At 36.1% G+C, this 23,145-nt stretch carries 23 protein-coding genes; 22 read left to right on the top strand and 1 reads right to left on the bottom strand.

Annotated elements, in window-relative coordinates:
• The first annotated feature begins 7 nt into the window (after positions 1–7).
• The 18 genes from CBF33_RS07555 (at position 8) to CBF33_RS07470 (ending at position 17,346) form a co-directional block, all read left to right on the top strand.
• A complete protein-coding gene (locus tag CBF33_RS07555; RefSeq protein ID WP_126763028.1) occupies positions 8–952 on the top strand; it encodes a sugar kinase in 945 nt (314 codons plus the stop codon).
• Between the two features lie 36 nt (positions 953–988).
• The gene (locus CBF33_RS07550) at positions 989–1,624 is read left to right on the top strand and encodes a bifunctional 2-keto-4-hydroxyglutarate aldolase/2-keto-3-deoxy-6-phosphogluconate aldolase (RefSeq protein WP_211329537.1); all 636 of its coding nucleotides are present in this window, start codon (positions 989–991) and stop codon (positions 1,622–1,624) included.
• Between the two features lie 185 nt (positions 1,625–1,809).
• On the top strand, positions 1,810–3,408 hold the full coding sequence (locus CBF33_RS07545; RefSeq protein ID WP_126763023.1) for an ABC transporter substrate-binding protein: 1,599 nt from the start codon (positions 1,810–1,812) through the stop codon (positions 3,406–3,408).
• Positions 3,401–4,378 carry an ABC transporter permease gene (locus CBF33_RS07540; protein WP_170167768.1) on the top strand — a complete coding sequence of 326 codons (978 nt, stop codon included), beginning with the start codon at positions 3,401–3,403 and terminating at the stop codon, positions 4,376–4,378. Before CBF33_RS07545 ends, CBF33_RS07540 begins: the two co-directional genes overlap by 8 nt.
• A gap of 1 nt (position 4,379) precedes the next feature.
• Positions 4,380–5,210 carry an ABC transporter permease gene (locus tag CBF33_RS07535; RefSeq protein ID WP_126763019.1) on the top strand — a complete coding sequence of 277 codons (831 nt, stop codon included), beginning with the start codon at positions 4,380–4,382 and terminating at the stop codon, positions 5,208–5,210.
• A gap of 3 nt (positions 5,211–5,213) precedes the next feature.
• Entirely contained in the window at positions 5,214–6,002 is a 789-nt protein-coding gene (locus CBF33_RS07530) for an ATP-binding cassette domain-containing protein (protein ID WP_126763017.1), read from the top strand.
• A 12-nt stretch (positions 6,003–6,014) separates the two neighbouring features.
• Positions 6,015–6,653 carry an ATP-binding cassette domain-containing protein gene (locus CBF33_RS07525; protein ID WP_126763015.1) on the top strand — a complete coding sequence of 213 codons (639 nt, stop codon included), beginning with the start codon at positions 6,015–6,017 and terminating at the stop codon, positions 6,651–6,653.
• A complete protein-coding gene (gene larB / locus CBF33_RS07520; RefSeq protein WP_126763012.1) occupies positions 6,643–7,317 on the top strand; it encodes a nickel pincer cofactor biosynthesis protein LarB in 675 nt (224 codons plus the stop codon). The genes CBF33_RS07525 and larB overlap by 11 nt, the downstream gene beginning before the upstream one ends.
• A gap of 6 nt (positions 7,318–7,323) precedes the next feature.
• Complete coding sequence (gene larC, locus CBF33_RS09680; protein WP_126763010.1) at positions 7,324–8,172, top strand: nickel pincer cofactor biosynthesis protein LarC; 849 nt, start codon at positions 7,324–7,326, stop codon at positions 8,170–8,172.
• A gap of 5 nt (positions 8,173–8,177) precedes the next feature.
• Complete coding sequence (gene larC2, locus CBF33_RS09675) at positions 8,178–8,642, top strand: nickel pincer cofactor biosynthesis protein LarC2 (RefSeq protein ID WP_126763008.1); 465 nt, start codon at positions 8,178–8,180, stop codon at positions 8,640–8,642.
• Positions 8,626–9,456 (top strand): ATP-dependent sacrificial sulfur transferase LarE, encoded by an 831-nt coding sequence (gene larE, locus CBF33_RS07505; protein ID WP_126763006.1) that lies wholly within the window; start codon positions 8,626–8,628, stop codon positions 9,454–9,456. Before larC2 ends, larE begins: the two co-directional genes overlap by 17 nt.
• A 378-nt stretch (positions 9,457–9,834) precedes the next feature.
• Complete coding sequence (locus CBF33_RS07500; RefSeq protein WP_126763004.1) at positions 9,835–10,842, top strand: LacI family DNA-binding transcriptional regulator; 1,008 nt, start codon at positions 9,835–9,837, stop codon at positions 10,840–10,842.
• Between the two features lie 167 nt (positions 10,843–11,009).
• The gene (locus tag CBF33_RS07495) at positions 11,010–12,299 is read left to right on the top strand and encodes an ABC transporter substrate-binding protein (RefSeq protein WP_126763002.1); all 1,290 of its coding nucleotides are present in this window, start codon (positions 11,010–11,012) and stop codon (positions 12,297–12,299) included.
• Positions 12,300–12,409: 110 nt separating this feature from the next.
• The gene (locus CBF33_RS07490; RefSeq protein ID WP_211329535.1) at positions 12,410–13,336 is read left to right on the top strand and encodes a carbohydrate ABC transporter permease; all 927 of its coding nucleotides are present in this window, start codon (positions 12,410–12,412) and stop codon (positions 13,334–13,336) included.
• A gap of 11 nt (positions 13,337–13,347) precedes the next feature.
• Positions 13,348–14,187 carry a carbohydrate ABC transporter permease gene (locus CBF33_RS07485; RefSeq protein WP_126763000.1) on the top strand — a complete coding sequence of 280 codons (840 nt, stop codon included), beginning with the start codon at positions 13,348–13,350 and terminating at the stop codon, positions 14,185–14,187.
• A gap of 34 nt (positions 14,188–14,221) precedes the next feature.
• Entirely contained in the window at positions 14,222–15,073 is an 852-nt protein-coding gene (locus tag CBF33_RS07480; protein ID WP_126762998.1) for a class II fructose-bisphosphate aldolase, read from the top strand.
• Between the two features lie 29 nt (positions 15,074–15,102).
• Positions 15,103–16,263 (top strand): N-acetylglucosamine-6-phosphate deacetylase, encoded by a 1,161-nt coding sequence (nagA, locus tag CBF33_RS07475; protein WP_211329534.1) that lies wholly within the window; start codon positions 15,103–15,105, stop codon positions 16,261–16,263.
• 42 nt (positions 16,264–16,305) lie between these two features.
• Positions 16,306–17,346 carry an SIS domain-containing protein gene (locus CBF33_RS07470; RefSeq protein ID WP_126762994.1) on the top strand — a complete coding sequence of 347 codons (1,041 nt, stop codon included), beginning with the start codon at positions 16,306–16,308 and terminating at the stop codon, positions 17,344–17,346.
• 153 nt (positions 17,347–17,499) lie between these two features.
• Here CBF33_RS07470 and CBF33_RS07465 read toward each other — a convergent pair whose 3' ends face one another.
• Positions 17,500–18,531 carry a LacI family DNA-binding transcriptional regulator gene (locus CBF33_RS07465; RefSeq protein WP_126762992.1) on the bottom strand — a complete coding sequence of 344 codons (1,032 nt, stop codon included), beginning with the start codon at positions 18,529–18,531 and terminating at the stop codon, positions 17,500–17,502.
• Between the two features lie 242 nt (positions 18,532–18,773).
• Between CBF33_RS07465 and CBF33_RS07460 the strand changes: the two genes are divergently transcribed.
• The 4 genes from CBF33_RS07460 to CBF33_RS07445 all read left to right on the top strand — a co-directional run bounded on the left by CBF33_RS07460 (position 18,774) and on the right by CBF33_RS07445 (position 23,135).
• Positions 18,774–19,952 (top strand): diphosphate--fructose-6-phosphate 1-phosphotransferase, encoded by a 1,179-nt coding sequence (locus tag CBF33_RS07460; protein WP_244919699.1) that lies wholly within the window; start codon positions 18,774–18,776, stop codon positions 19,950–19,952.
• Positions 19,949–20,773 carry a triose-phosphate isomerase family protein gene (locus CBF33_RS07455; RefSeq protein WP_126762988.1) on the top strand — a complete coding sequence of 275 codons (825 nt, stop codon included), beginning with the start codon at positions 19,949–19,951 and terminating at the stop codon, positions 20,771–20,773. The genes CBF33_RS07460 and CBF33_RS07455 overlap by 4 nt, the downstream gene beginning before the upstream one ends.
• A gap of 13 nt (positions 20,774–20,786) precedes the next feature.
• Positions 20,787–22,256 carry a lactate racemase domain-containing protein gene (locus CBF33_RS07450; protein ID WP_126762986.1) on the top strand — a complete coding sequence of 490 codons (1,470 nt, stop codon included), beginning with the start codon at positions 20,787–20,789 and terminating at the stop codon, positions 22,254–22,256.
• A 99-nt stretch (positions 22,257–22,355) separates the two neighbouring features.
• Positions 22,356–23,135, top strand: a complete 780-nt coding sequence (locus CBF33_RS07445; RefSeq protein ID WP_126762984.1) for a sulfite exporter TauE/SafE family protein — start codon at positions 22,356–22,358, stop codon at positions 23,133–23,135.
• Positions 23,136–23,145: the final 10 nt, after the last annotated feature.

Below are 23,145 nucleotides of genomic sequence, written 5' to 3'. Positions count from 1 at the left end.
GAAAGTCATGTCAAAAGTAATGTTAATAGGTGAACCAATGGTCATGTTTTATGCCGATGAATATGGTCCACTTTCCGAAGTGAATCATTTTAGTAAAGGTCTGGCTGGAGCTGAGGTTAATGTTGGTATAGGCTTATCAAGATTAGGACACAATGTTTCCTATTTAACAAAATTAAATCAAGATCCGATGGGACAGTATATTTATAATTATTTAGAAAAAGAAGAGTTAGCATCAGAATTAATCATACGCGATTCAGCGCTACCGGTAGGTGTCATGTATAAGAACAAAGTAAAAAAAGGCGATCCTGATACACTGTATTACCGTAAAGGGAGTGCGGCATCAACATTGAAGATTGAGGATGTAGAACAAATTGATTTTTCTTTATTTGATGTTCTGCATATGACTGGCATTCCGCCAGCACTGAGTCAATCTTTACGTGAAACAAGTTTTTATATGATTAAAGAAGCGAAGAAAAAGGGCTGTCTCATCACATTTGATCCCAACTTGCGTCCAAGCTTATGGGAAGATCAAGCCACAATGATTGAAACTGTCAATGAACTGGCCAGTATATCTGATGTATTCTTGCCAGGACTAGGCGAAGCGAGCTTATTGAGTGGTTTAGATGCTGTTGATGACATAACGGAATTTTATCTAGCTAAAGGAATAAAAACCGTTATCGTGAAAGACGGAGCGTCAGGTGCTCATTACCGAACGAAAGATAAAAAAGGACATGTGCCTGGTTTTCATGTGTCAGAGATAGTGGATACAGTCGGTGCCGGTGATGGCTTTGCTGTAGGAATTATTGATGGTCTCCTTAATGACTTTACTTTAGAACACTCTTTGACCAATGCGAACGCTATTGGGGCAATTCAAGTTCAAGATGCAAGTGATAATGAAGCATTGCCTACAAATGATGAACTTGCAGCTTTTATTAAAGAAAGCCAAACGTAATAGAAAGGATTTAATAAAATGGCACGAAAACTAAAAATATTAAGTCGTCTTCAAACTAATTATCTCTTTGCAGTCGTGAGAGGTAAGAGTGAGGAAGATGGATTAGAAATAGCGAATCACTGTGTATTGGGTGGGATAAAAAATATTGAAATTACATATTCGACACCTAATGCTAGTTTGGTAATTAAGGAATTAGCAGACACGTATAAAGATGTGAATGAGGTTGTCATTGGTGCAGGAACAGTAACGGATATAGCAATGGCAAGTCAAGCGATTCAAGCAGGGGCAGAATTTGTTGTCAGTCCTCATTTTGATCCTGAGATATCAAAAATTTGTCATCGCAATGCGATTCCATACTTACCTGGATGTGGGACAGTGACAGAAATTATTCAAGCGATGGAGACAGGCGTCGATGTGGTAAAATTATTCCCTGGCGGTTTGTTAGGACCTTCTTTCATAAAAGATGTTCATGGACCGTTTCCTTATGCGGAGATGATGCCATCAGGTGGTGTTGGTATTACTAACATCAGTGATTGGATACATTCAGGTGCGTGGGCTGTTGGTATAGGTAGCGCCTTATCAAAAAACATTGCACAAGAAGGATACACGAGTGTGCAAAAAGAAGCAGCTAAATTTGTAGAAGCAATGAATCAAGCAAAACAAACTAAATAGTTAATATCTAGCTATGGATAAACGATTATCGTTTATTCATAGTTTTTTTTGCGTAAAACAAACAAAAAAATATAAAACACAACTAAAAAGTAGAATATTTTACAGCAAACGTTTGCGTAAAATAAATAATAAAAGAAAGAATAAGAATGATAGGATAAGTTTATAGAATTAAAGGAGAGGATTAGATGAAAAAGAAATTATTAGCGATGTTATTAGTATCTACTACTGTGGTTAAAGTGGCATGCTCGAGTAATAATCAAGCAAAAGAAGAAGGGACAAGTAATCAAAATAATGAGGAGCTTGTACTAGCGATATCTAATGAGCCTGCAGATGGATTTGATCCTGTGAACGGCTGGGGGAAATATGGCGCCCCGTTATTTCAAAGCACTTTATTTCGATACGATCCTGACTTTAATCTAATTAATGATATAGGTGTCAACTATGAGATTAGTGAGGACTTGTTGAATTGGACGATTGAGATCAGAGAAGATGTGAGATATTCTGACGACACACCATTTAAAGTAGAGGATATTATTTATACGTTTGAAACCATTAAAGCTGCCAACTCAATCATTGATTTACAAAATGTTAAAGCAATTGAAAAACTAGATGAAACCCATGTTGTTTTTCAACTAAAAAAACCAGATACAACGTTTGCTCATATCTTAGCTACAACGGGCCTTTTTTCTGAAAAACATTATAGCGACACTTATAATCAACATCCTATAGGTACTGGACCTTACATTTTAGAACAATGGGATAAAGGTGAAAAAGTTATTTTAACTCCAAATCCTAACTATTACGGCGAGGAACCAGAAATTAAAAAGCTGACGTTCTTATTCTTAAATGAAGAAACAGCGATTGCTTCTGCAAAAAAAGAAGAAATAGATGTGTTAGCTGTAAGTGCTCAGAATGCCGATTTAGATATACCAGGAATGACCTTGCAAACGTTTGATAGTGTGGATAATCGAGGAATCGCATTACCTGTTATTAAAGAAACAACCCGAGATGGTAAAAAAGTAGGGAATGACGTTACGGCCAATCGCTCAATCAGGCAAGCAATGAACATAGTCATTGATCGTGACGAGATGGTAAGTGGTGTTCTCAATGGATTTGGTACACGAGCATTTTCGGTTGCGGATCAACTTCCTTGGTGGAATGAAAAAAGTGTGTTTGAAGACAATCAATTAGATAAAGCAAAAGCTATTTTAGAAAAAGATGGTTGGGAGTGGGATAAGGACGGTAAGTTGTTTAAAGGAGAAATTGAAGCAACCATTGACTTGCTGTATCCATCCGGCGACCCTGTTAGAGAAGCATTAGCGTTAACGTTTAAAACACAGGTTGCACCACTGGGAATAACAGTGAATACAATCGGTGAGAGCTGGGACTATTTAGAAAAAGAGTTTAATGCGAATCCAACACTGATGGGCTGGGGCAGTAATACCCCTATCGAAATGTATAATATTTATGATAGCTCGACTATTGGTAAGGGGATGTACAATATTAACTATTATCAAAATGATCAAGTAGAAAACTATTTTGATAAAGCCTTATCTTCTCGTGATCTAGATGAAGCTAATAAATATTGGAAATTAGCTCAATGGGATGGAGAACAAGGGTTTGCGACCGAAGAAGGGGATGTTCCTTGGATTTGGTTAGTGAATGTTCAACATTTATATTATATGAATGATCAACTTAATATCGGGGAACAAAAAATTCAACCTCATGGACATGGCTGGGCAATAACAGACTTCATTAATGAGTGGACGTTATCAAATGACTAGTTGGAAAAAGCAATGGCTAATAAAAAAACTAACCATGCTAGTGTTACTTTTGTTGGGAACGAGTTTTTTGACGCTGTTACTGATTGATTTGTCACCGATTGATCCTGTTGATAGTTATATACGCGGTAAAATGTTAGTCGTTAGTCACGAGCAAGCGGCGCTGATTAGTGAACGTTTTAATGCCAATCAACACTTTATAATGAAGTATCTGCTGTGGTTAAAAATGATTTTATCGGGTGATTTAGGTACATCGATTCTTTATCAGATACCTGTTTCTCAATTAATATTTGAACGTTTTCAAGCTTCCTTCTTGTTATTGTTTGGTAGTTGGTTTTTATCTGGTGTAGTAGGCTACATCGTTGGATTTTTAGCGGGCATTACTGAAAAGAGTTTATTTGATAAATTCTTTTCAGTGCTGAGCTATATAACCTTGTCCACGCCATCTTTTTGGATTGGGATGATATTAATTATGATTTTCTCGGTTTCACTGGGATGGTTTCCTACTAGTCTGGCGAGTCCGGCACAATCAATTGATGGAAGTGTGAGTTTAGGTGATCGTTTGCATCATGTTGCACTCCCGTTGCTGACATTAACGATTGTATCGAGTTCTAATATTATGCTGTTCACCCGTCAAAAAGTTATCGCAGAAAAGAAAAAAGACTATTATCAATTTTCGACTGTTAATACAAAGGAAACACTGTCAAATAAAATTAAACAGTTGCTTCCTAATACAATTTTACCAGCCATTGTTTTACAATTTGCTTCATTTGGAGAAGTGTTTGGTGGAAGCATGTTAGTTGAACAAGTTTTTTCTTATCCTGGATTAGGTAAACTAACGGTGGATGCGGGTGTGGGAGGAGATATACCACTCGTGTTGGGGATCGTTTTATTTATGACAGTCACGATATTTGTAGGCAATCAATTGGCTGACTATATTAGGTTAAAGCTAGATCCAAGGACGGTGAAATAAATTGTGTGAAACATATTTTCGTTATAGAAAACAGATTCATTATCTAGTTGTAACGCTACTGATGTTACTTTTTATGTGTGGGCTGTATTTTTATTCTAATAGTATTTCAGAGAGTCTTTTGGACGTCAATTTAAGTCAAAAAAATATAGCTCCCAACCGCCAATATTTATTTGGAACGGATTGGTTAGGCCGCAGTATGTTTTTACGAGTAATCAAAGGTTTAGGTTTAAGTTTAAAGATAGGACTAGTAGGTGCAGTTCTTGCAACAGGAATAGCCGTTTTGTTAAGTGCCTGTTCAGTTGTGAGTCAATCGTTTGATCGAGTCATTGTTTACATTCTGGATTTAACGATGAGTATTCCTCATATGTTGTTGTTAATTATTATTTCTTTCTTAGCTGGTGGGGATGTAAAAGGCGTCATCACAGCCTTAGCATTAACACATTGGCCCAGTATCACACGTTTGTTACGCAGTGAATTGATGCAAATTAAAAATTTAGAGTATATACAAATTTCAAAAAATTTAGGAAAAGGGTATCTCTGGCAAGTTGCTCATCATTACCTTCCGTTGATTATGCCTCAAGTATTATTAAGTATTTTATTAACGTTTCCTCATGTACTATTACATGAAGCATCGATGACGTTTTTAGGATTTGGTTTAGCGAGTAATACACCTGCTATCGGTACCATTCTAAGTGAGTCAATGGGACATTTATTAAACGGATCTTGGTGGCTAGCCTTTTATCCAGGGCTAACACTCGTTAGTTGTGTCATGATCATCAACTTAATAGGCAAACGTTTTAGTCGGATGCTTTTTGTTAAGAAGGAGGATTAATTAGTGAACAATGTGAAGAAAGAACGACTTAAAGTAGAAAATTTAACCATTAGGACATTTGAACAAGTCAACTTTTTTCATGAACATGAACGAAGTATTATTCAAAATAGTCGGTTTGTGATTAATCAAGGAGAAGTTGTTTCATTTGTGGGCTCTAGTGGTTCTGGAAAAAGTTTGGTAGCGGATTCAATAGTTGGCAATCAGGATAAAGGTATCGAGGTAACAGGGGACTTTTATTATGAGAAACTAAAAATGACACGTCAAGAAAGATATGATTTAACCGCATCAGATATTTGTTATATTCCACAATCCACTTTATGTTTGAATCCGTTACTCCCTTTAAAGAAACAGTGGCATTATTTTGCACAAGCATTAAATACACCAGTTAGTTCATTTGATAGGATGTTATCTCAAGTCGGTTTAGATGCTAAGATACAAGATTTCTATCCTCACCAGTTGTCGGGAGGAATGAAAAAGAAAATTCTTTTTTCTTTTTCTCTCTTGACCGCGAGTCAACTCATTATTTTAGATGAACCAACGCGTGGTTTAGATGGTAAAAGTACTGAGATGATAGTAAATAAAATAAAAGAGCAGTGTCAAAAAGGGACTTCTGTCTTAATGATTACACATGATCTTGAATTGGCCGCTGAAATATCTGACAGTATCTTAATGATTAATGAAAATAAAGAGATAGAACAATACAGTTTGGAAGAAATAAATCAGACAACTGATACGATTTTTAATGAAATGTGGCAAGCATTGCCTCAGCATGACTTTATAGGATCTGTGTAAAAGGAGAAAAATATGAATGATCGACTTATTATCCGAAATCTCTGCTTTTCTTATCCAGGAATGTCCGAGTTGTTTCATGATGTATCTTTAACATTATCCTCGGATAGAATATATGGATTAAGAGGGGCAAGTGGAAAAGGTAAAACAACGTTTGGCCAACTGTTAGCCAATCATGTAAAACCTACTTCAGGTGCGATTTATATTGAAAATGATGACAGTACGACTACTAAAAGGAATCCTGTCCAATTGGTTAGTCAAAATCCTGATGAATCAATAAATCCATCTTGGACGATGAAGAAAGTTTTAACTAAAGAAACCCAGGTGTCGGAAGAATTGATGAAAGAAATGAATATCGAAAAAGACTGGTTGTCGCGCTACTTGTATGAATTGTCTGGAGGAGAGCTACAACGAATTTGCTTAGCACGCGTCTTATCCGCCGAACCTAAGTTTTTAATTGCGGATGAAGTAACAGCGATGCTTGACCCGATTACCCAAGCTCGTATTTGGAAAAACTTATTGACCTGGGTAAAAAAAAAGAAAATAGGATTAGTTGTTATTAGTCATAATGATGCGTTACTTCAACAAGTTTGTGATGAGATTATTGATATAGAACACTTACAAGGAAAAAGGAGACGAGAAAATGTTATTTGAGGATATTGGGATAAGTAAAGTCGATTTAAACAGAGAAAAATTAAAAGGGTTTCCAGAAGTTATTTATGGTGAGCATAAAACTGCGGAGCAAATAGTAAAAATTGCGTTAAAGTTGATCGATTTTCATCAAAAAGTATTAATCACACGCATGGCTAAAAATAAATGGGATGAAATTAAAGAACACTTGCCACAAGAAGGAACGTATTATGAAGAAGCTCAAATCTACACGTTTGGAAAGTGTCGCCCATTAGAGAAAGGAAATATTGCGTTATTATGTGCAGGAACTGCCGACTTATATGCAGCTGAAGAAGCACGAGTTACTGCTGAATGGATGGGTTGCCAAGTGACACCAATTTATGATGTTGGTGTGGCGGGATTAGGTAGATTATTGTCATATACAGAAGAAATGAGAAAAGCGAGTGTGCTTGTGGTGGTTGCCGGTATGGAAGGGGCGCTTCCAAGTGTTGTATCAGGCTTAGTTGAAACGCCGGTGATTGCTGTGCCAACATCTGTTGGGTATGGCGCTAATTTGAATGGTGTAACGGCTATGTTAGCGATGTTAACGTCATGTTCTTCAGGAATCAGTGTTGTGAATATTGACAATGGTTTTGGTGCTGCTTACCAAGGTGCTTTAATCTTAAAATTATTAAATGAAGGGAAGTAATTAAAAATGAGCGTTTTATATATAGATAGTAAATATGGTATCTCTGGTGATATGACTTTAGCTTCGCTAATCGATTTAGGAGCAGATATTGATTTTATCTATTCAGAATTATCGAAGCTTCCCATAGCTAGTTTCAATTTAGCCGTTCGTAGTCATAATGAAAAAGGGATTCAATCGAAACAATTAGTTCTGACATTTAAGGATGAATTGGAAGAATACAAGCCACAAGAACAAGGACCAGATCCAGTAGGGCACTCGCACACGCATGAGCATCATGAGCATCATCATACTCACAGTCACCATCATGATTCACATGATAAAGAGCATCATCATACACATAGCCATCACAAAGCGTCTGATATTTTAGCGATGATTGCTCAAAGTGAATTACCTAAACGTGTTAAAGAAAGAAGTGGCGATATTTTCAAAGAAATCGCCAGAGCTGAAGCACAAATTCACGGCATGTCAATAGAGGATGTCCACTTTCATGAAGTAGGCGCAATGGATTCAATTATCGATATTATTGGTGTTTGCTTAGCGTTAGAATCTTTAGAGGTTGACGAGATTCTATGTAGTGAGATACCAACGGGAGACGGCATGTTGAAAATGGCTCATGGCTTATATCCTATTCCAGCCCCCGCGACATCAGAAATCTTAATTGGTGTCCCGCTATCAGGATTTTCTGCAAAAGGTGAGCTGACAACGCCTACGGGTGCAGCGTTTGCTAAAGTCTTAGTAGATAAATTTACGACGATTCCTCAATGTGAAATGATAAAAATTGGTTACGGAGCCGGAACAAGTACATTTGATCATCCTAATGTTTTACGAACCATACTGCTTAAAAAAAAAAGCTGATATACATGCTTGAATGTCAATTAGATGACATGACAGGGGAGCATTTAGGTCATGTGTTAGAACAGTTAGTAGCAAAAAAAGGTGTCCTGGATGTTTATTACACACCTGTACACATGAAAAAGAATCGACCGGCTGTCTTGTTGTCTACGTTAGTTACGGCTGATTCTGTTACAGAAATAGAAGATTATTTATTGCTTTTTACAAGTACATTTGGTATTAGAAAGCGTGAGGTCAACCGAACGATATTAGACAGAAAAATTATCACCTATCTGTCTCCTTTCGGGAAGATCGATATTAAAGTTGGTTTTAAGCAAGGTAAAATTATCAAGGCTGTACCAGAATATGAATGTGTGAAAAAGCAAGCTCTGGAGACAAATATTCCATTTCATCAGGTATATAGTACTGTCCAAACATATTGTCTCGATATCATAGCAGGAAAGGTGTCTATTGATCATGTTAACACTAAGTGAGAAACATAATGAACTTACAGAAACACTAAAAAGCTTAGAAAAGGTGAGTATTGCTTTTTCAGGAGGGATAGATAGTACGCTAACACTCAAATTAGCATTGGACACATTAGGTAAAGAGAATGTTTTAGCAGTGATTATAAATTCAGATTTGGTAGCCGATGATGAGTACTTACAGGCTAGGGTTTTGGCTGAAAACTTAGGTGCACAAAGTGTGACAGTTGCTATCTCAGAACTGGCAAATGAAGAAATTGCCGCAAATGGTCCAGATAGTTGGTATCATAGTAAAAAATTAATGTATCAATCGATAAAAAATGTGAGTCATGAACGAGGATTTTTAACTGTTTTAGATGGTATGATTATGGATGACCTGAGTGATTTTCGCCCTGGATTAAAAGCAAGAACCGAAGAAGAGATTCGTAGTCTCTTACAAGAACACAAATTTTATAAGTCAGACGTTCGAGAGTTGGCAAAACAGCTAGATTTACCAGTATGGAATAAAGCATCATCATGTAGTGTCGCTTCTCGTTTTCCTTATGGAACAAGACTAACTAAAGAAGATGTGGAAATGGTATTTAAAAGTGAAAAATATCTGAGAGAATTAGGACTATCACCTGTACGTGTTAGAGTTCACGGGAAACTTGCGAGAATTGAAATTTCAGAAAAAGATTTATTAAAAACATTGAAATTCAGAGATATAATAAATGGAAAATTAGAAAACATCGGTTTTCAATATGTAACGCTTGATTGTCGCAGTTATCAAACCGGCAGAATGAACGAAGTATTAACAGAAAAAGAAAAAGAACCTTTTGTCTAAAAAAATCACAAAAACAATAAGAGTGTCTGTCAAGTGACCAATTAATCACTTGGCAGACACTTTTTTTAAAAATAAAAACAGTTGATATAGAGCGATTTAAGAGATTATTAAGGTGACAAAAACACAAAACAAGATACATGAAATTTATATATATGCGTTTGTGAATATATCTTGATTTAAAAAAGATAATGGCTATTTTGAAAAAGAGTGTTGACGGAAAATAAATTCAGTGATAAGATTAAGCCAACTTAAGTACACACGAGTGTATGTAAGGTCGCGCAACTGTTTAAAGTGTGCGTGCTAACATGCCAAGGTTATTATTTACTTAATTGAGGTTAGTAATGAGTAGAAATGATAGTAAAGCTTAGGGGAGAAAATATGAGCAAGAAAAAAAGAGTAACACGCTCAGATGTAGCGAAACGAGCGGGTGTTAGTGAGACAATTGTTTCATATGTCGTTAATAATAATCGTTATGTTGATAAAGAAAAGAAAAAAAGAGTGTTAGCGGCAATCAAAGAATTAAATTATTTACCTAATTATGCAGCTAGGACGTTACAAGGTAAAAAAAGTAATCATATTGTTTTTATCGCTGACCGTATTGAAAATGAACATTTTAGTGGTTTGGTTAAAGAAATAGAGAAGCATGCCTATGAGCAGGGATATATGATTTCATTGTGTGCTAATCGTAATACACCTGATTTTGTTCAGCAAATTATTAGTAGGCAATATGATGGGATTATCATTAGTTCGATTAGTTTTAAAGAATCCTGTATTCAAGATTTTTTGGATGCTAATATTCCCGTTGTGTTATTGCACACACGAGAATATAAAAATATCTCAGGTGTTGGGTTAATTGGTACAGGTTTATATCATGGAACTAAAAATTCTGTGCGTTATTTAGTTGACCAAGGTCGCAAAGATATTATTTACATAGACCGTTATAGTAAACGAGGGAACTTTAGTAGTATCGAGGATTTACGTTATCGAGGTTTTGTCGAAGAAATGTCATCTTTGAATCAAAAAATAGATGAAACGAGTATTATTTCTGGCTGTCATACACAAGATGAAGTCGTACAAAAGATTCAAACGTATCTTGCAGAAGGCAATAGAGTTGATGCAATTTGTGCTAGGAATGATAACTTAGCTTGTATAAGCATGAAGGCTGTTCAAGAGATGGGGTTTGATGTGCCGAAAGATATCGCAATAATCGGCTTTGATAATTCGGCATTAAGTCAGTTTATCACGCCAACTTTAACAACTGTCGCGATGGAACAAAGTAAAATTGGTCAAGCCGCATTTGATATGTTGTATGGTATGATCGAAGAGGATGAAGAACCAGGTCGTGTGGAATTCGCGCCTCAATTGATTATACGAGAAAGCGTTTAGGGTAGATTATGAAAGACTAGTACAAGAAACTAGTCTTATCATTTTCCATACAATGAAAGCGTTTTAGAAGAAAAGGGGTTGATAGCAAGCGTACTTTCACCAATAAAATATTTTTTTTGAAAAAGATACACACGAGTGTACATGTGAAAATTAAGGAGGAAACAATAATGAAGAAAAAGATTTTCATGTTAATGGCTACAGCGTTGACGCTAACAATGGTAGGTTGCTCATCAAAAAAAGAAGAAGCAAAAGCTTCTAAAGATGAACCTGTGACAATTAAAATTGCTAACTATGCGTTATTAGAATCTGGGTATACCGAATATTGGGAAAGTATTGAGAAAAAATTTGAAGAAAAACATCCAGAATATAACATTGAGTGGGTAACAGCTCCATACGGTGAAATTACTAATCAAGTTATCAATATGGCAGGCGGTGGAGATCCTGTAGATATTGTTTTTGCGGAAGGTAGTTGGGTACCAACTTATGAAGATGCAGGATTAGCTACACCTATTACAGATATTTTATCAGATGAGTTTTTAGATGATTTTTATGATAACGCTTTAGAAGCGAATAAAATTGGTGATGACATTTATGCAGTACCACTATATATGTCACCGTACCTATTGTACTACAACAAAGATATCTTTGAAAAAGCAGGTTTAGATCCAGATAATCCCCCAACAACTTATGAGGAAATGTTAGAAGCAGCTGAAGTAATTTCTAAACTGAAAACAGATGATGGTAATAAAATATATCCATTTGGCCAAACAACTGCGTCTGTTCCAATTTCTGGTTCATCTCTAACAGCGATGGTATACAATTTTGGCGGCCATATTCTAAATGATGACGGCACATTAAATCAGGACACTAAAGAATTAAAAGAGACAATAAATATGCTGGAAGAATTAGATGAAAAAGGTTATAATCCGCAAAATGCGAAATTAAAAGACTTACGTAACTTGTTTGCTTTAGGACAGTTAGCTATGTATTACGACCAATCTTGGGGATTCAATGGTGTTCGAAGTATTAATGATAAAGCTGTTGATTTTACAGCCTCTGCAGCTCCTTTAAAAGGTGGGAGTGGTGAAGGAGAATCAATTATTCAAGAACAAGTTTTTATCCTAAAAGATAACGGTGACGAACGCAAAGAAGGCACGAGAGAATTTGTAGAATTTTTAATTTCAAAAGAAAACTTAGAAGATTATATGACGAATATCACGCCAGCTTTTCCTGTTAAAAAATCAATGGCTGATATGCCTGGAGTTGTAGAGAGTCCTATTCTTCAAGGTGCAGCTGACTCGTTAGAAACAGCAAAAGCAACACCACAAGTAGCAGGTATGGATGATTTGAATTTAGAACTATGTACATTGGTGCAAGCTGTGACTGTTAGCAATACGCCAATTGATAAAGCAGTCAACGACTACTTAAAAGTCAATAAAGAATTACTAGAACAATAATATCAACGCAGCAGTGAATGATTAGGAGGAGATTTATTGTTTAGTGTTTCAATCGTTATTGTCTTAAGAATTAAGTAGCAATTGATCTAGAGAAAGGAAAGGTTAACTATATGAATTTTTTAAAGCAAACATTTAAAGCTCCTCCTATGAGAAGAGAAACAGGAGACAAAGTGTTTTCATTTATTTTATTAATACCTACTATATTAATGACCGTTATATTTATTTTAGTTCCGGTAGTGGATTCGATTATTAAAAGTTTCATGGATTATCGAGCGAAACATATCATCTCTGGTCAAGCTCCTGAGTGGAATAATTTTGCTAACTATTTAAAGCTATTTGAAAATGACAAATTAATGCGTTCGATTATCATTACCTTCTTATTTGTGATATTTGTTGTTTTTTTACAGTTTGTTTTAGGAATGGCATTAGCACTTATATTAAACTCTAAAATAAAAGGGGCTCGCTTTTTAAGAAGTATCATGATGGTGCCATGGGTAGTGCCGACTGTTATTTCCGCTTTGATTTGGATGTGGATATTCCAACCTCAATATGGACTGATGAAATACGTCGTTAGTGTGCTGACTTTAGGAGCTGTTAATGATTTAGCTGTCCTAAATGATCCACAACTAGCACTCTTAGGTGTTAGTATCGCAGCTTTGTGGAAACAAATTCCGTTGACAACACTACTGTTATTGGCAGGTTTACAAAATGTTCCTGAAGAAATGCTGGAAGCAGCAACAGTAGATGGAGCTGGATCGGCGACGAAGTTTTTCAGAATCATTATTCCATCAATGAAAAGTGTTATTAACGTAACAATGTCAATGGCGATTATTGAAAACTTTAAACAGTTCCCTCTTGTTTGGACGATGACAGGCGGTGGTCCTAATAACTCAACTTCTACGTTAGCTGTGTTTAGTTATCGCGAAGCATTTGTCTCAAACAACTTAGGATCAGGAGCAGCTATTACCACCATCTGGATGCTTCTAATGGTTGTCGTAGTATTTGTATATAATCATTTAATGAAAATCGATGATTAGGAGAAGAAAACATGAAGAACAAAAAAAGATTAGGTCAAATTTTAAAATATGTGGTATTGATACTTATTTTAATGTTTTTATTATTACCAGTTTTTTGGGTATTACTTACATCGTTTAAAACAAATATGGAGTCGTACCAGTATCCTCCAACCTTTATACCTAAAAAGCCAACGCTTCAAGCATATAGTGATTTAATCACGAAACATAATGATTTCTTTGTCTACTATAAAAATAACTTTATTGTGTCAGGAGTCACAGCTGTTGTCACGACGTTTTTAGCGATATTTACTGGTTACGCATTATCCCGCTTTAAATTTAAATGGAATCGTTTAGTCATGATTGCTTTACTTTCTTCTCAAATGTTTCCGATAGTGAGTCGTATGATTTCGCTATACGGTTTGATGGGGAAAGTCCATTTATTAGATACAACTATTGGGTTGATTTTTGCTCTGATCGCTGCTATGTTGCCATTTTCTTCCATTTTAATGGCCAGCTTTTTTGATAGTATTCCTAAAGCAATCGAAGAGTCTGCTTACATTGATGGAGCAGGAAGAATGGGTATATTATTTAAAGTCGTCATGCCATTAGTGACCCCAGGAATGGTAGCCGTTGGTATTTATTCATTTTTAATGACATGGGATGATTATCTTCATGCCGCAACACTGATACAGACAGATTCATTAAGAACGCTATCAGCGGGAGTCTCTATGCGTTACTTAGGTGAGCTTTCATATGACTGGTCGTTAATTAATACGATTTCAATTGTTGGGATGTTACCTATGATTATATTATTCTTTTCATTTCAGAAGTACATGGTTAAAGGGTTAGTTGCGGGTGCTGTAAAAGGCTAGTGGCGACCTAATTTAAGAAAGAGGAGTAGATATTATGTTATCAACAAACTTAGAAATGATGCAAAAAGCTAGAAAAGAAGGGTATGCCATTCCAGCTATCAACACACAAGGTGGTAATTTTGACATCATTTGGGCTATCTGTAAAGCAGCGGAAGAAATGAACTCACCAATTATTTTGGCACACTATGTTTCAACGGGTGCTTTTTCTGGACATGATTGGTTTGTAGAGGTCGCTAGATGGTGCGCGAATAAAGTTTCGGTACCTGTTTCGATTCACTTAGATCACGGGGATAGCTTTGACAGATGTATGAAAGCATTGAAATTGGGCTTTACGTCTTTAATGATTGATGGTTCAGCCTTACCAATCGAAGAAAATGCAGCAATGACTCAAAAAGTAATCGATGTGGCCAATAGTTTTGAGGTGCCCGTTGAAGCAGAAATAGGCGAGTTACTACGCTTAGAGGCAGGGATTGTTCAAGAAAATAAAAACACAGCCAACCCAGAAGATGTGAAAAAATTCTTGTCGTTATGCCAACCAGATACGTTGGCGATTGGTATTGGAAACGCTCATGGATACTATCAAGGAGAACCAGATATTCGTTTAGATGTTTTAGAAGAGGTCGCGACATTTACTGATCTACCGTTTGTATTACATGGCTGTACAGGTATGTCAGAAGAGACAATCAAAGAAGCAATCAAGTTAGGTGTTTCCAAAATTAACTTTGGAACGGAGATTCGTTACAAATATGTTGAGCATTACCAAGAAGGTTTAGAAACATTAGATCACCAAGCTCACTCATGGAAATTATCACAATATGCATCGACGAAGTTAATGGACGATGTTAAACATATTATTGAATTGTCTGGTTCTGCTGGAAAAGCCTAAAAAAGGCGAATGAGAATGGAGTGAGCATGTTGAAGAAAAATATTTTGATAACTAATGGTCGTGTGTTAATCAATGATCGTCTAGAAAATGTCGATGTATTAGTTGAAGATGGAAAAATAACGCAAATCGCGTCAACAATCAATCGCTCAGATATCACACACTTAGATGCAGCTAATAAGTTAGTCGTTCCTGGTTTCATTGATATTCATACGCACGGCGCTGTAGGAGTTGATATGAACAACGCGAGCTTAGAAGAATTAGAGCGTGTTGGTGAGTTTTTTGCAAGTCAAGGAGTCACATCCTATTTACCAACGTTACTGACTGATAGTAAAGAAAGATTTATCGACTGCTTGAAGGGGTTTAAAGAAGCACGAGAAACTTTGACGAGTGGGGCTAAAATTATAGGCGTTCACTTAGAAGGTCCGTATTTAGTTCCAGAGTATAAAGGAGCAATGCCGGAAGAATATTTACAAACACCTTCGCTAACCGATATGGATGATTATCTCAACTATACCGAAGGCGGTGTAACTAGGATGACTGTATCAGCTGAAATACCAGGTATGCCCGAATTTATTCAAGCCGTTCATCAAAGAGGCGTCGAAGTTTCACTTGGACATACTGGAGCAGATTATGAAACTAGTTGGGAATGTATTAATCACGGAGCAACTAGCGCTACTCATACCTTTAATGCGATGAAATTATTACATCAACATCATCCAGCGATTACAACAGCAGTCTTGGAAAGTGATGTTTATGCAGAAGCTATTTGCGATGGCCTCCATTTACATCCAGCGATTGTTCGCCTCTTGTTAAAAACGAAAGGATATGACAAAACCGTCATCGTCACCGATTCAATGATGGCTGCCGGTTTACCGGATGGTTCCTATAAACTAGGAGTTCATGATATTATTGTGACCGAAGGCGATGCTCAGTTAGCAGATGGTACTAGTAGAGCTGGCAGTACCTTAACAATGAATCAAGCTTTAAAAAACTTAGTCGCCTTTACCTCAAAAGCTGCCCATGAAGTCATTCCACTCATTGCTGAAAACCCAGCGAAAGTTCTTGGAGTTGACGATGTAAAAGGAACGATTAAGATTGGTAAAGATGCTGACATCGTGCTATTGAACGATGAATTGGAAGTATGTACGACGCTAAGTTTAGGAAATATTGTGTTTCAAAAAAATATGTAACATGAAAATACCAAGGCAAAATATTTAGGAGGAAGTTAAAACATGTCAAGTCAAACATATAAAGAAATATTTTTACAAGGTGAATCATTTGCTAAAATCAATGAAGAATTACCAATTATTATAGAAGAGCTAGGAAAAGCTTTCCCAAATAAGGCAGATACCTATAAAAAAGTTATTTTTACAGGATGTGGAACATCGCTATATCTTGCACAAACAGCTGCACATATGTATATGAGTTATACAGGTCAGGAAGCAGTTGCTATCCCATGTTCTGAACTATATTTTTTTCCAGAATTAAACCTGGGCACTGAACCGGTATTAGTTGTACCTATTACACGAAAAAGTCATACAAGCGAAGTTAAAATGGCAATAAAACAAGCAAGAACTTATGAAAATGTCAAAACATTATCTATTACGTGTGATGAGAATAGTAAAGAATATAATGATTTTATGATCATAGCTTCTGAAACAAAAGAAGAAAGTGTCGTTATGACCCGTTCTTATACAAGTATGGTGTATTTGAGTCTCATTACTGCTTTATTTGTCGGTGAAAAACTTGAGGAACTAGATGTATTAAAAGACATTGAAAGCTTGACGAAAAATATGTTAGAAGAAATGGATGCTCTTTCTAAAAAAATAATAGCAGACAACCCTGAAATCGATTTATTTATCACGTTAGGTCAAGGTGAATTTTACGGTGTAGCTAACGAGTGTATGAATAAAATGAAAGAGATGGGCTTAGTGAATTCTGAAGCGTATCACAGCTTGGAATATCGTCATGGACCAATGAGTATTGCTGACAGTGAAACTCTTATTTTGACTTTATCTCATAGCTTATGTACAGAGTATGATCAAAAGCTTATCACGCAACTTGAAGGATATGGCTGTAAGACGGTTGCAGTTGGTAAGGGTGCTGAAAAGATGCAAGCTACCTATACGTTAGGTACTCCAGCTGAATTGAATGATGCACAGTTAAGTATTTTCTTAGGCATTATGGGTCAATTGCTAGGGATTTATATCGCAGAAAATAAAGGGATTGATCCAGATAAACCGCAAAACTTGACACAGGCAATCGTTTTATAAAAAACTGACTGTTGATATTCGATAGGCTGAGGACAATATCTAAAAAAAAAATGAAAATAAAAAATCGATCATAGGCTTTACCGTCATGATCGATTTTTGCTTGATAAAAATATAAATACGTATGTGAATTATCATAAAATAAGTTATAAGAGGCTATTTAATACGACAACTTTCTCTTAATATTAACATAGGAGGAACTTCTATCGTAACAGGAAGGTCATTACCTTGTTCGATGCGCTCGACTAATAAGCGAGCAGATAGTTTGCCAAGATGATGCATGGGAACTTTTACAGTCGACAACATAGGGGATGAGAATTGTGCCATTTCAATATCATCGATACTAATAATAGAAATATCCTCAGGAATCTTTAATCCTTGTTCACGAATCGCTTTGATGGCACCTAATGCGGTTAAATCATTGCCACAAAAGAGTGCACTGGGAGTGCCAACAGTTTCAAGATGAAGCTTTAAGGCTTCATAAGCCTTTTGAGAAGAAAAAGGTGTTTCAATGACATACTCTCTAAGGTTGGCTGAAATCTGGCGGTTGGCTGCCATCCAATCTTGATAAGCTTTGTATCTGACTTCGTTTTTAGTTTCTCCTAAATAATAAATTGTTTTTTCGTTAATTTTATCCAAATGATCTAAGGCAATAATGCTTGTTTCATAACCATTACATATGACTTGATCCATTGGTTCAGGAAGTTTATTCAAACCAGTATAAACAACATGTTTAAATTTATTTTTAATGATTTTAATTTGTTTAGCGTCAATTCTTCCTAATAAAATGATTCCATCAACCGTTTCACTTGCTAAGGAGGCTTCTAAAACAGAAGAGGCAGTATTGAAGGTTGATAATGATAACTTCATCAGATAACCGTGTTTGAGTAACTCCTCTTCAACTGCTCGGGAAATTTCTGAGAAGAAAGGATCTTCTTGCATATTTGAAGAACGGGAGCACACACATGCAATAGTTTTGGTGATCGTTTTGTGAGGTGTTGTCGAGCGTTTTAGAGCTTGAGCCGCACTATTAGGAATGTAATTGGTTTCTCTGACAATTTGCCAGATTTTTTCTTGAACTTCAGGACTAGCTACTTTTGAAGCGCCTCCATTTATAACTCTGGAGACAGTTGAAATAGAAACAGATGCACGCTCAGCGATATCTTTTAATGTAGTTTTCTTTTCCATTAGTATTCCCCTTTTTATTTATTATACAGTAAACAATGGTTTAAGCAAACGTTATCTATATCCATAGAAAACGTTTTCAACCTATCGATAATCTCTATATATAAGGTAACATAAACAAGCTATAGAGATGTTTAAAAGTAAAGCAAACGTTTGCCTATTTTTTTATATTTCTGAGTTTAAAATAAGGTAATCTAAACATAAGGAAAGTTTTTGAGTAACGGTGATAGGAAAGGATGAAAAACGTGAAGAAATCAAATATCTTAATAGTTCATGGTGGTGGCCCCACTGCTGTTATGAATGCTTCTTTATATGGGGTCATTGTTGAAGCGCAACAATATGATGAAATTGATAAAGTCTATGCCTCTCTGGGTGGGACAGATGGTATTTTGCAAGAAAATTTTGTTGATCTAAAGTTACAAGAATCTAGTGTCCTTGAAAAATTGTTAGAAACGCCTGGGACAGCTATTGGCACCTCTCGGTTTGAATTGACTGAAGCTGATTATCAAAGTATGCCCGCTATTTTTAAAAAGAACAAAATCAAATATGTGTTGTTTAATGGTGGAAATGGGACGATGGACACCTGTGGGAAAGTAAAGAAAGCATGTGAAGGAACAGATGTTATCGTAGTAGGGATACCCAAAACAATCGATAATGATTTAGCTTTAACTGATCACGCCCCAGGTTATGCAAGTGCAGCTAATTATATTGCAAAAACAACTGCAGAAATCGGGATGGATGTTAAATCATTACCGATTCATGTTTCGATCATTGAAGCAATGGGTAGAAATGCTGGCTGGATAACAGCAGCTTCAACTTTAGCAAGAAAACGTGAAGGGGACGCGCCTCACTTAATATATTTACCAGAAGTCACTTTCGATAAAAAGCGCTTTTTAAAAGAAGTGAAAGAACAATATGAACGCTACGGTGGAATTGTTGTCGTTGTAAGTGAAGGGCTAAAAGGAGAAGATGGTAAATCAATTGTTCCTCCATTATATGAATCTGGTCGCTCTTCTTATCCAGGCGATGTTGGAACATATTTGGCAGAACTCGTGATTCGTGAATTAGGCGTAAAAGCTCGAAGTGAAAAACCAGGTATTGCTGGCCGTGCTTCTATAACGATGCAGTCTGATGTCGATCGAGAAGAAGCGATTTTAGTAGGAAGAGAAGCAGTGAAGGTAGCTCTTCAAGGGATTAGTGGCGTCATGATTGGCATTGAGCGTAAACCGACAGATAAATATGAGATTGAGTTAGTTAATTTGCCAATTGAAAAAGTAATGTTACATGAAAAAACGCTGCCAAGCTCATTTTATAATGAGATGGGGAATGATGTGACTCAGGAATTTATTGATTGGGTAAAACCACTTGTTTCAAGTGAAATCTCAAATTTTGTAAATTTTAACGAAGGGAACGACAAGCAATGAAAAAAATCTATGTGAATCTAAAACGGTTTGATGTCCCAAAAGAATTAGGTGGCGTAAATAGTTTGAAGGGTGTTGAGAAATGGGGCAGTTTTATAGCGAGTGAAACTCAAACGATTATTGAAAAATACCATCAGTTAGCAGATTTTGCGATTTACTTCCCTGAAGCACATATTCTGCCTGCAATGTCAGTTATAACAGAAAATAGTTCTCTGAAAATTGGTTGTCAATCGGTTTATCGTGAGGATATTGGAAAAAATTTTGGAGCATTCACTAGTAATCGACCTGCTACTGCCATGAAAGCGATGGGGGTTACTAGCACAATTATCGGACATTGTGAGGAACGTAATGATAAAAGTGAACTGATTAAATTAGCAGGTAGTGAAGATATTAATTTAGTTAACAAAATTTTGAATAAAGAAATTAAAGCAGCCATCGATTCAGGAATGGAGGTTTTATATTGTATTGGTGAAAAAGCAGAGGAGCAAGATCGCTGGCAAGATGTGTTAGCAGAACAGTTAAAAATCGGATTGAAAGATGTCGATGTTTCTAAGGTGACCATTGCCTATGAACCAGTATGGGCTATTGGACCGGGCAAAACGCCCCCTGATAAAGATTATATTCAAAAAGTTGTGCGCTTTATTAAAGAAGTTACTGACGGATTAGCCGTTGTATACGGTGGAGGTTTGAAGGAAGATAACGCCAATATGCTTCAGTCAATTCCTGAAGTCGATGGTGGTTTAATCGCATTAACTCGTTTTTCAGGTGATATTGGTTTTTATCCAGAAGAGTTTGAAAATATCGTAAAACAATATTTATTATAAGGAGAGAATATAAATGAAATTAGCATTTGAATATGGACATGGTCAAATTGAAGCGGAATTACCTGATACAACGGATGTCTTTATCCCTGGGGAAACAGTAGCTGATCCACCGTGTTTGCCAGAGAATGAAATTGAAAGTGCCACATTAGAATCAATTAGAAACCCATTAGGGATGGATCCTATTTCTAAACTAGTTAAAGAAGGAAGTAAAGTTACTATTATTTTCCCGGACCGAGTTAAAGGTGGAGAACAATATAATTCACACCGAAAAGTCTCTATTAAATTAATTTTAAAAGAGTTGTATCAAGCGGGCGTTAAAAAAGAAGATATTTTATTAATTTGTTCTAATGGTTTGCACCGTAAAAATACGGAAAAAGAAATTTATAATGTACTTGGGCCTGAGATATTTCATGAGTTTTCTAGTAGTAATCAAATTATCAACCATGATAGTGAAGATTATGACAACTTAGTTGATTTAGGCAAAACTAGTAGTGGGGATCCTGTTATCATGAATAAATATGTTTATGATAGTGATTTAGCTATTTTGATCGGCCATACGCAAGGGAATCCCTATGGTGGCTACTCAGGAGGATACAAACATTGTTCAACAGGTATTACCCATTGGAAATCGATTGCCTCTCACCATGTCCCTAAAGTGATGCACCGTCCCGATTTTGTGCCAGTTAATAATAACTCATTGATGCGTCATAAATTTGATGAGATTGGCGAACACATGGAAGAGAAAATGGGTAAAAAATTCTTCTGTTGTGACGCTGTTTTAGATACAAAATCACGTCAAATTGAAATCAACAGTGGGACAGCCAACGCTGTTCAAGAAAAATCTTGGAAATTAGGTAACCAAAGAACGTATGTGCCTTTTGCTGAGAAAAAGTATGATGTTCTTGTTTTTGGAATGCCGCAATTTTTCCACTATGGTGATGGAATGGGGACCAATCCAATTATGATGATGCAGGCGTTATCTGCTCAAGTCATTCGTCATAAGCGTATTATGAGCGACAACTGTGTTATTATATGTGCAAGTATATGTAATGGGAACTTTAATGAAAACCTATGGCCATACACGAAAGAGATGTATGAAATGTTCCAAACAGAAAGCATGAACGTGCTACCAGACATGAATCGTTATGGTGAGTTATTTGCAACCAACGAAGAATACATTAGACGTTACCGTTATGGCAATGCCTTCCATCCATTCCATGGTTTTAGTATGATTTCCTGCGGTCATTTAGCAGAAAAACATACGTCTGCTATCTATATTGTAGGAGCTGAGGAACCTGGTTACGCACGTGGAATGGGATTGAAAACACGTGCAACATTTGAAGAAGCCCTAGAAGAGGCTAAAAAGAAATTTGTTGGAGAAAACCCTAATATTCTAGCACTGCCAAAAACTTACACCACAGCAGCTGTTCACTTGATGATGAAAGATGATTTACCACCTGCTGCGCTTAAATATAGTAAATAAACATAAGGCTGAGAAATTTCTCAGCCTTCTCTTTTTATGTGGTAACCATGATGAATGTCTTAAAGAAAAATCAGTATTATGTTTAAGATGGAGGTCAAGATGAGTCGATATATTATATATTTTTTAGTGATTATTTTAGCCAATACAGTGGGAGCTATTTCTGGTATGGGTGGCGGTGTGATTATTAAACCAGTATTTGATAGTATTGGTTTTCACACGTTAAGTGCGATCACTTTTTATTCGTCAGTTGCGGTTTTTACGATGTCGATTTCTTCGACGTTTAAGCAAATAAAAAATGGGATAAAGGTGAGGTGGTTTGAAGCCGGTTTTGTCTCTCTAGGATCTATTATGGGAGGCATTCTAGGTAATCGTCTTTTCGTTTATTTACAAGGCTTTTATAATTCGGACAAAGTGCAATTGATTCAAATTGTTTTAACAATTATTTCATTAATTTTAGTGTTGATATACACCTTATCTAGTAAAAAAATGTTGAATTTATCAGGTTGGTTGAGCTATTTGATGGTTGGTCTTTTTTTAGGTAGTTTCTCAACTTTCTTAGGCATAGGTGGTGGGCCAATTAATGTGTCATTACTTATATTTTGTTTTGGTCTTACCATGAAAGATGCGACGGTATATTCTATTATTACCATCTTCTTTTCTCAATTAGCAAAACTAGTTGAGATTGGGTTGAGTGAGGGATATCAAGCGTATGATTTAACATTTTTATGGGTCATTATTCCTGCGGCAATATTGGGTGGTTATATTGGTGGGGTTGTAAGTGGAAAAGTGTCAGATAAATACGTTGCAAAAATTTTTGTAGGAGTTGTGCTGTTAGTAATTTTTATCAATTTTTATAATGGAGTTGTCTTAATCAAATAGTTTCTAAGTG

The sequence above is a fragment of the Vagococcus lutrae genome (genome assembly GCF_003987555.1).
Lineage (GTDB): Bacteria > Bacillota > Bacilli > Lactobacillales > Vagococcaceae > Vagococcus_A > Vagococcus_A lutrae.
Note: the sequence above shows the minus strand (reverse complement) of the source record. Positions and strands in the feature narration are given on the sequence as shown.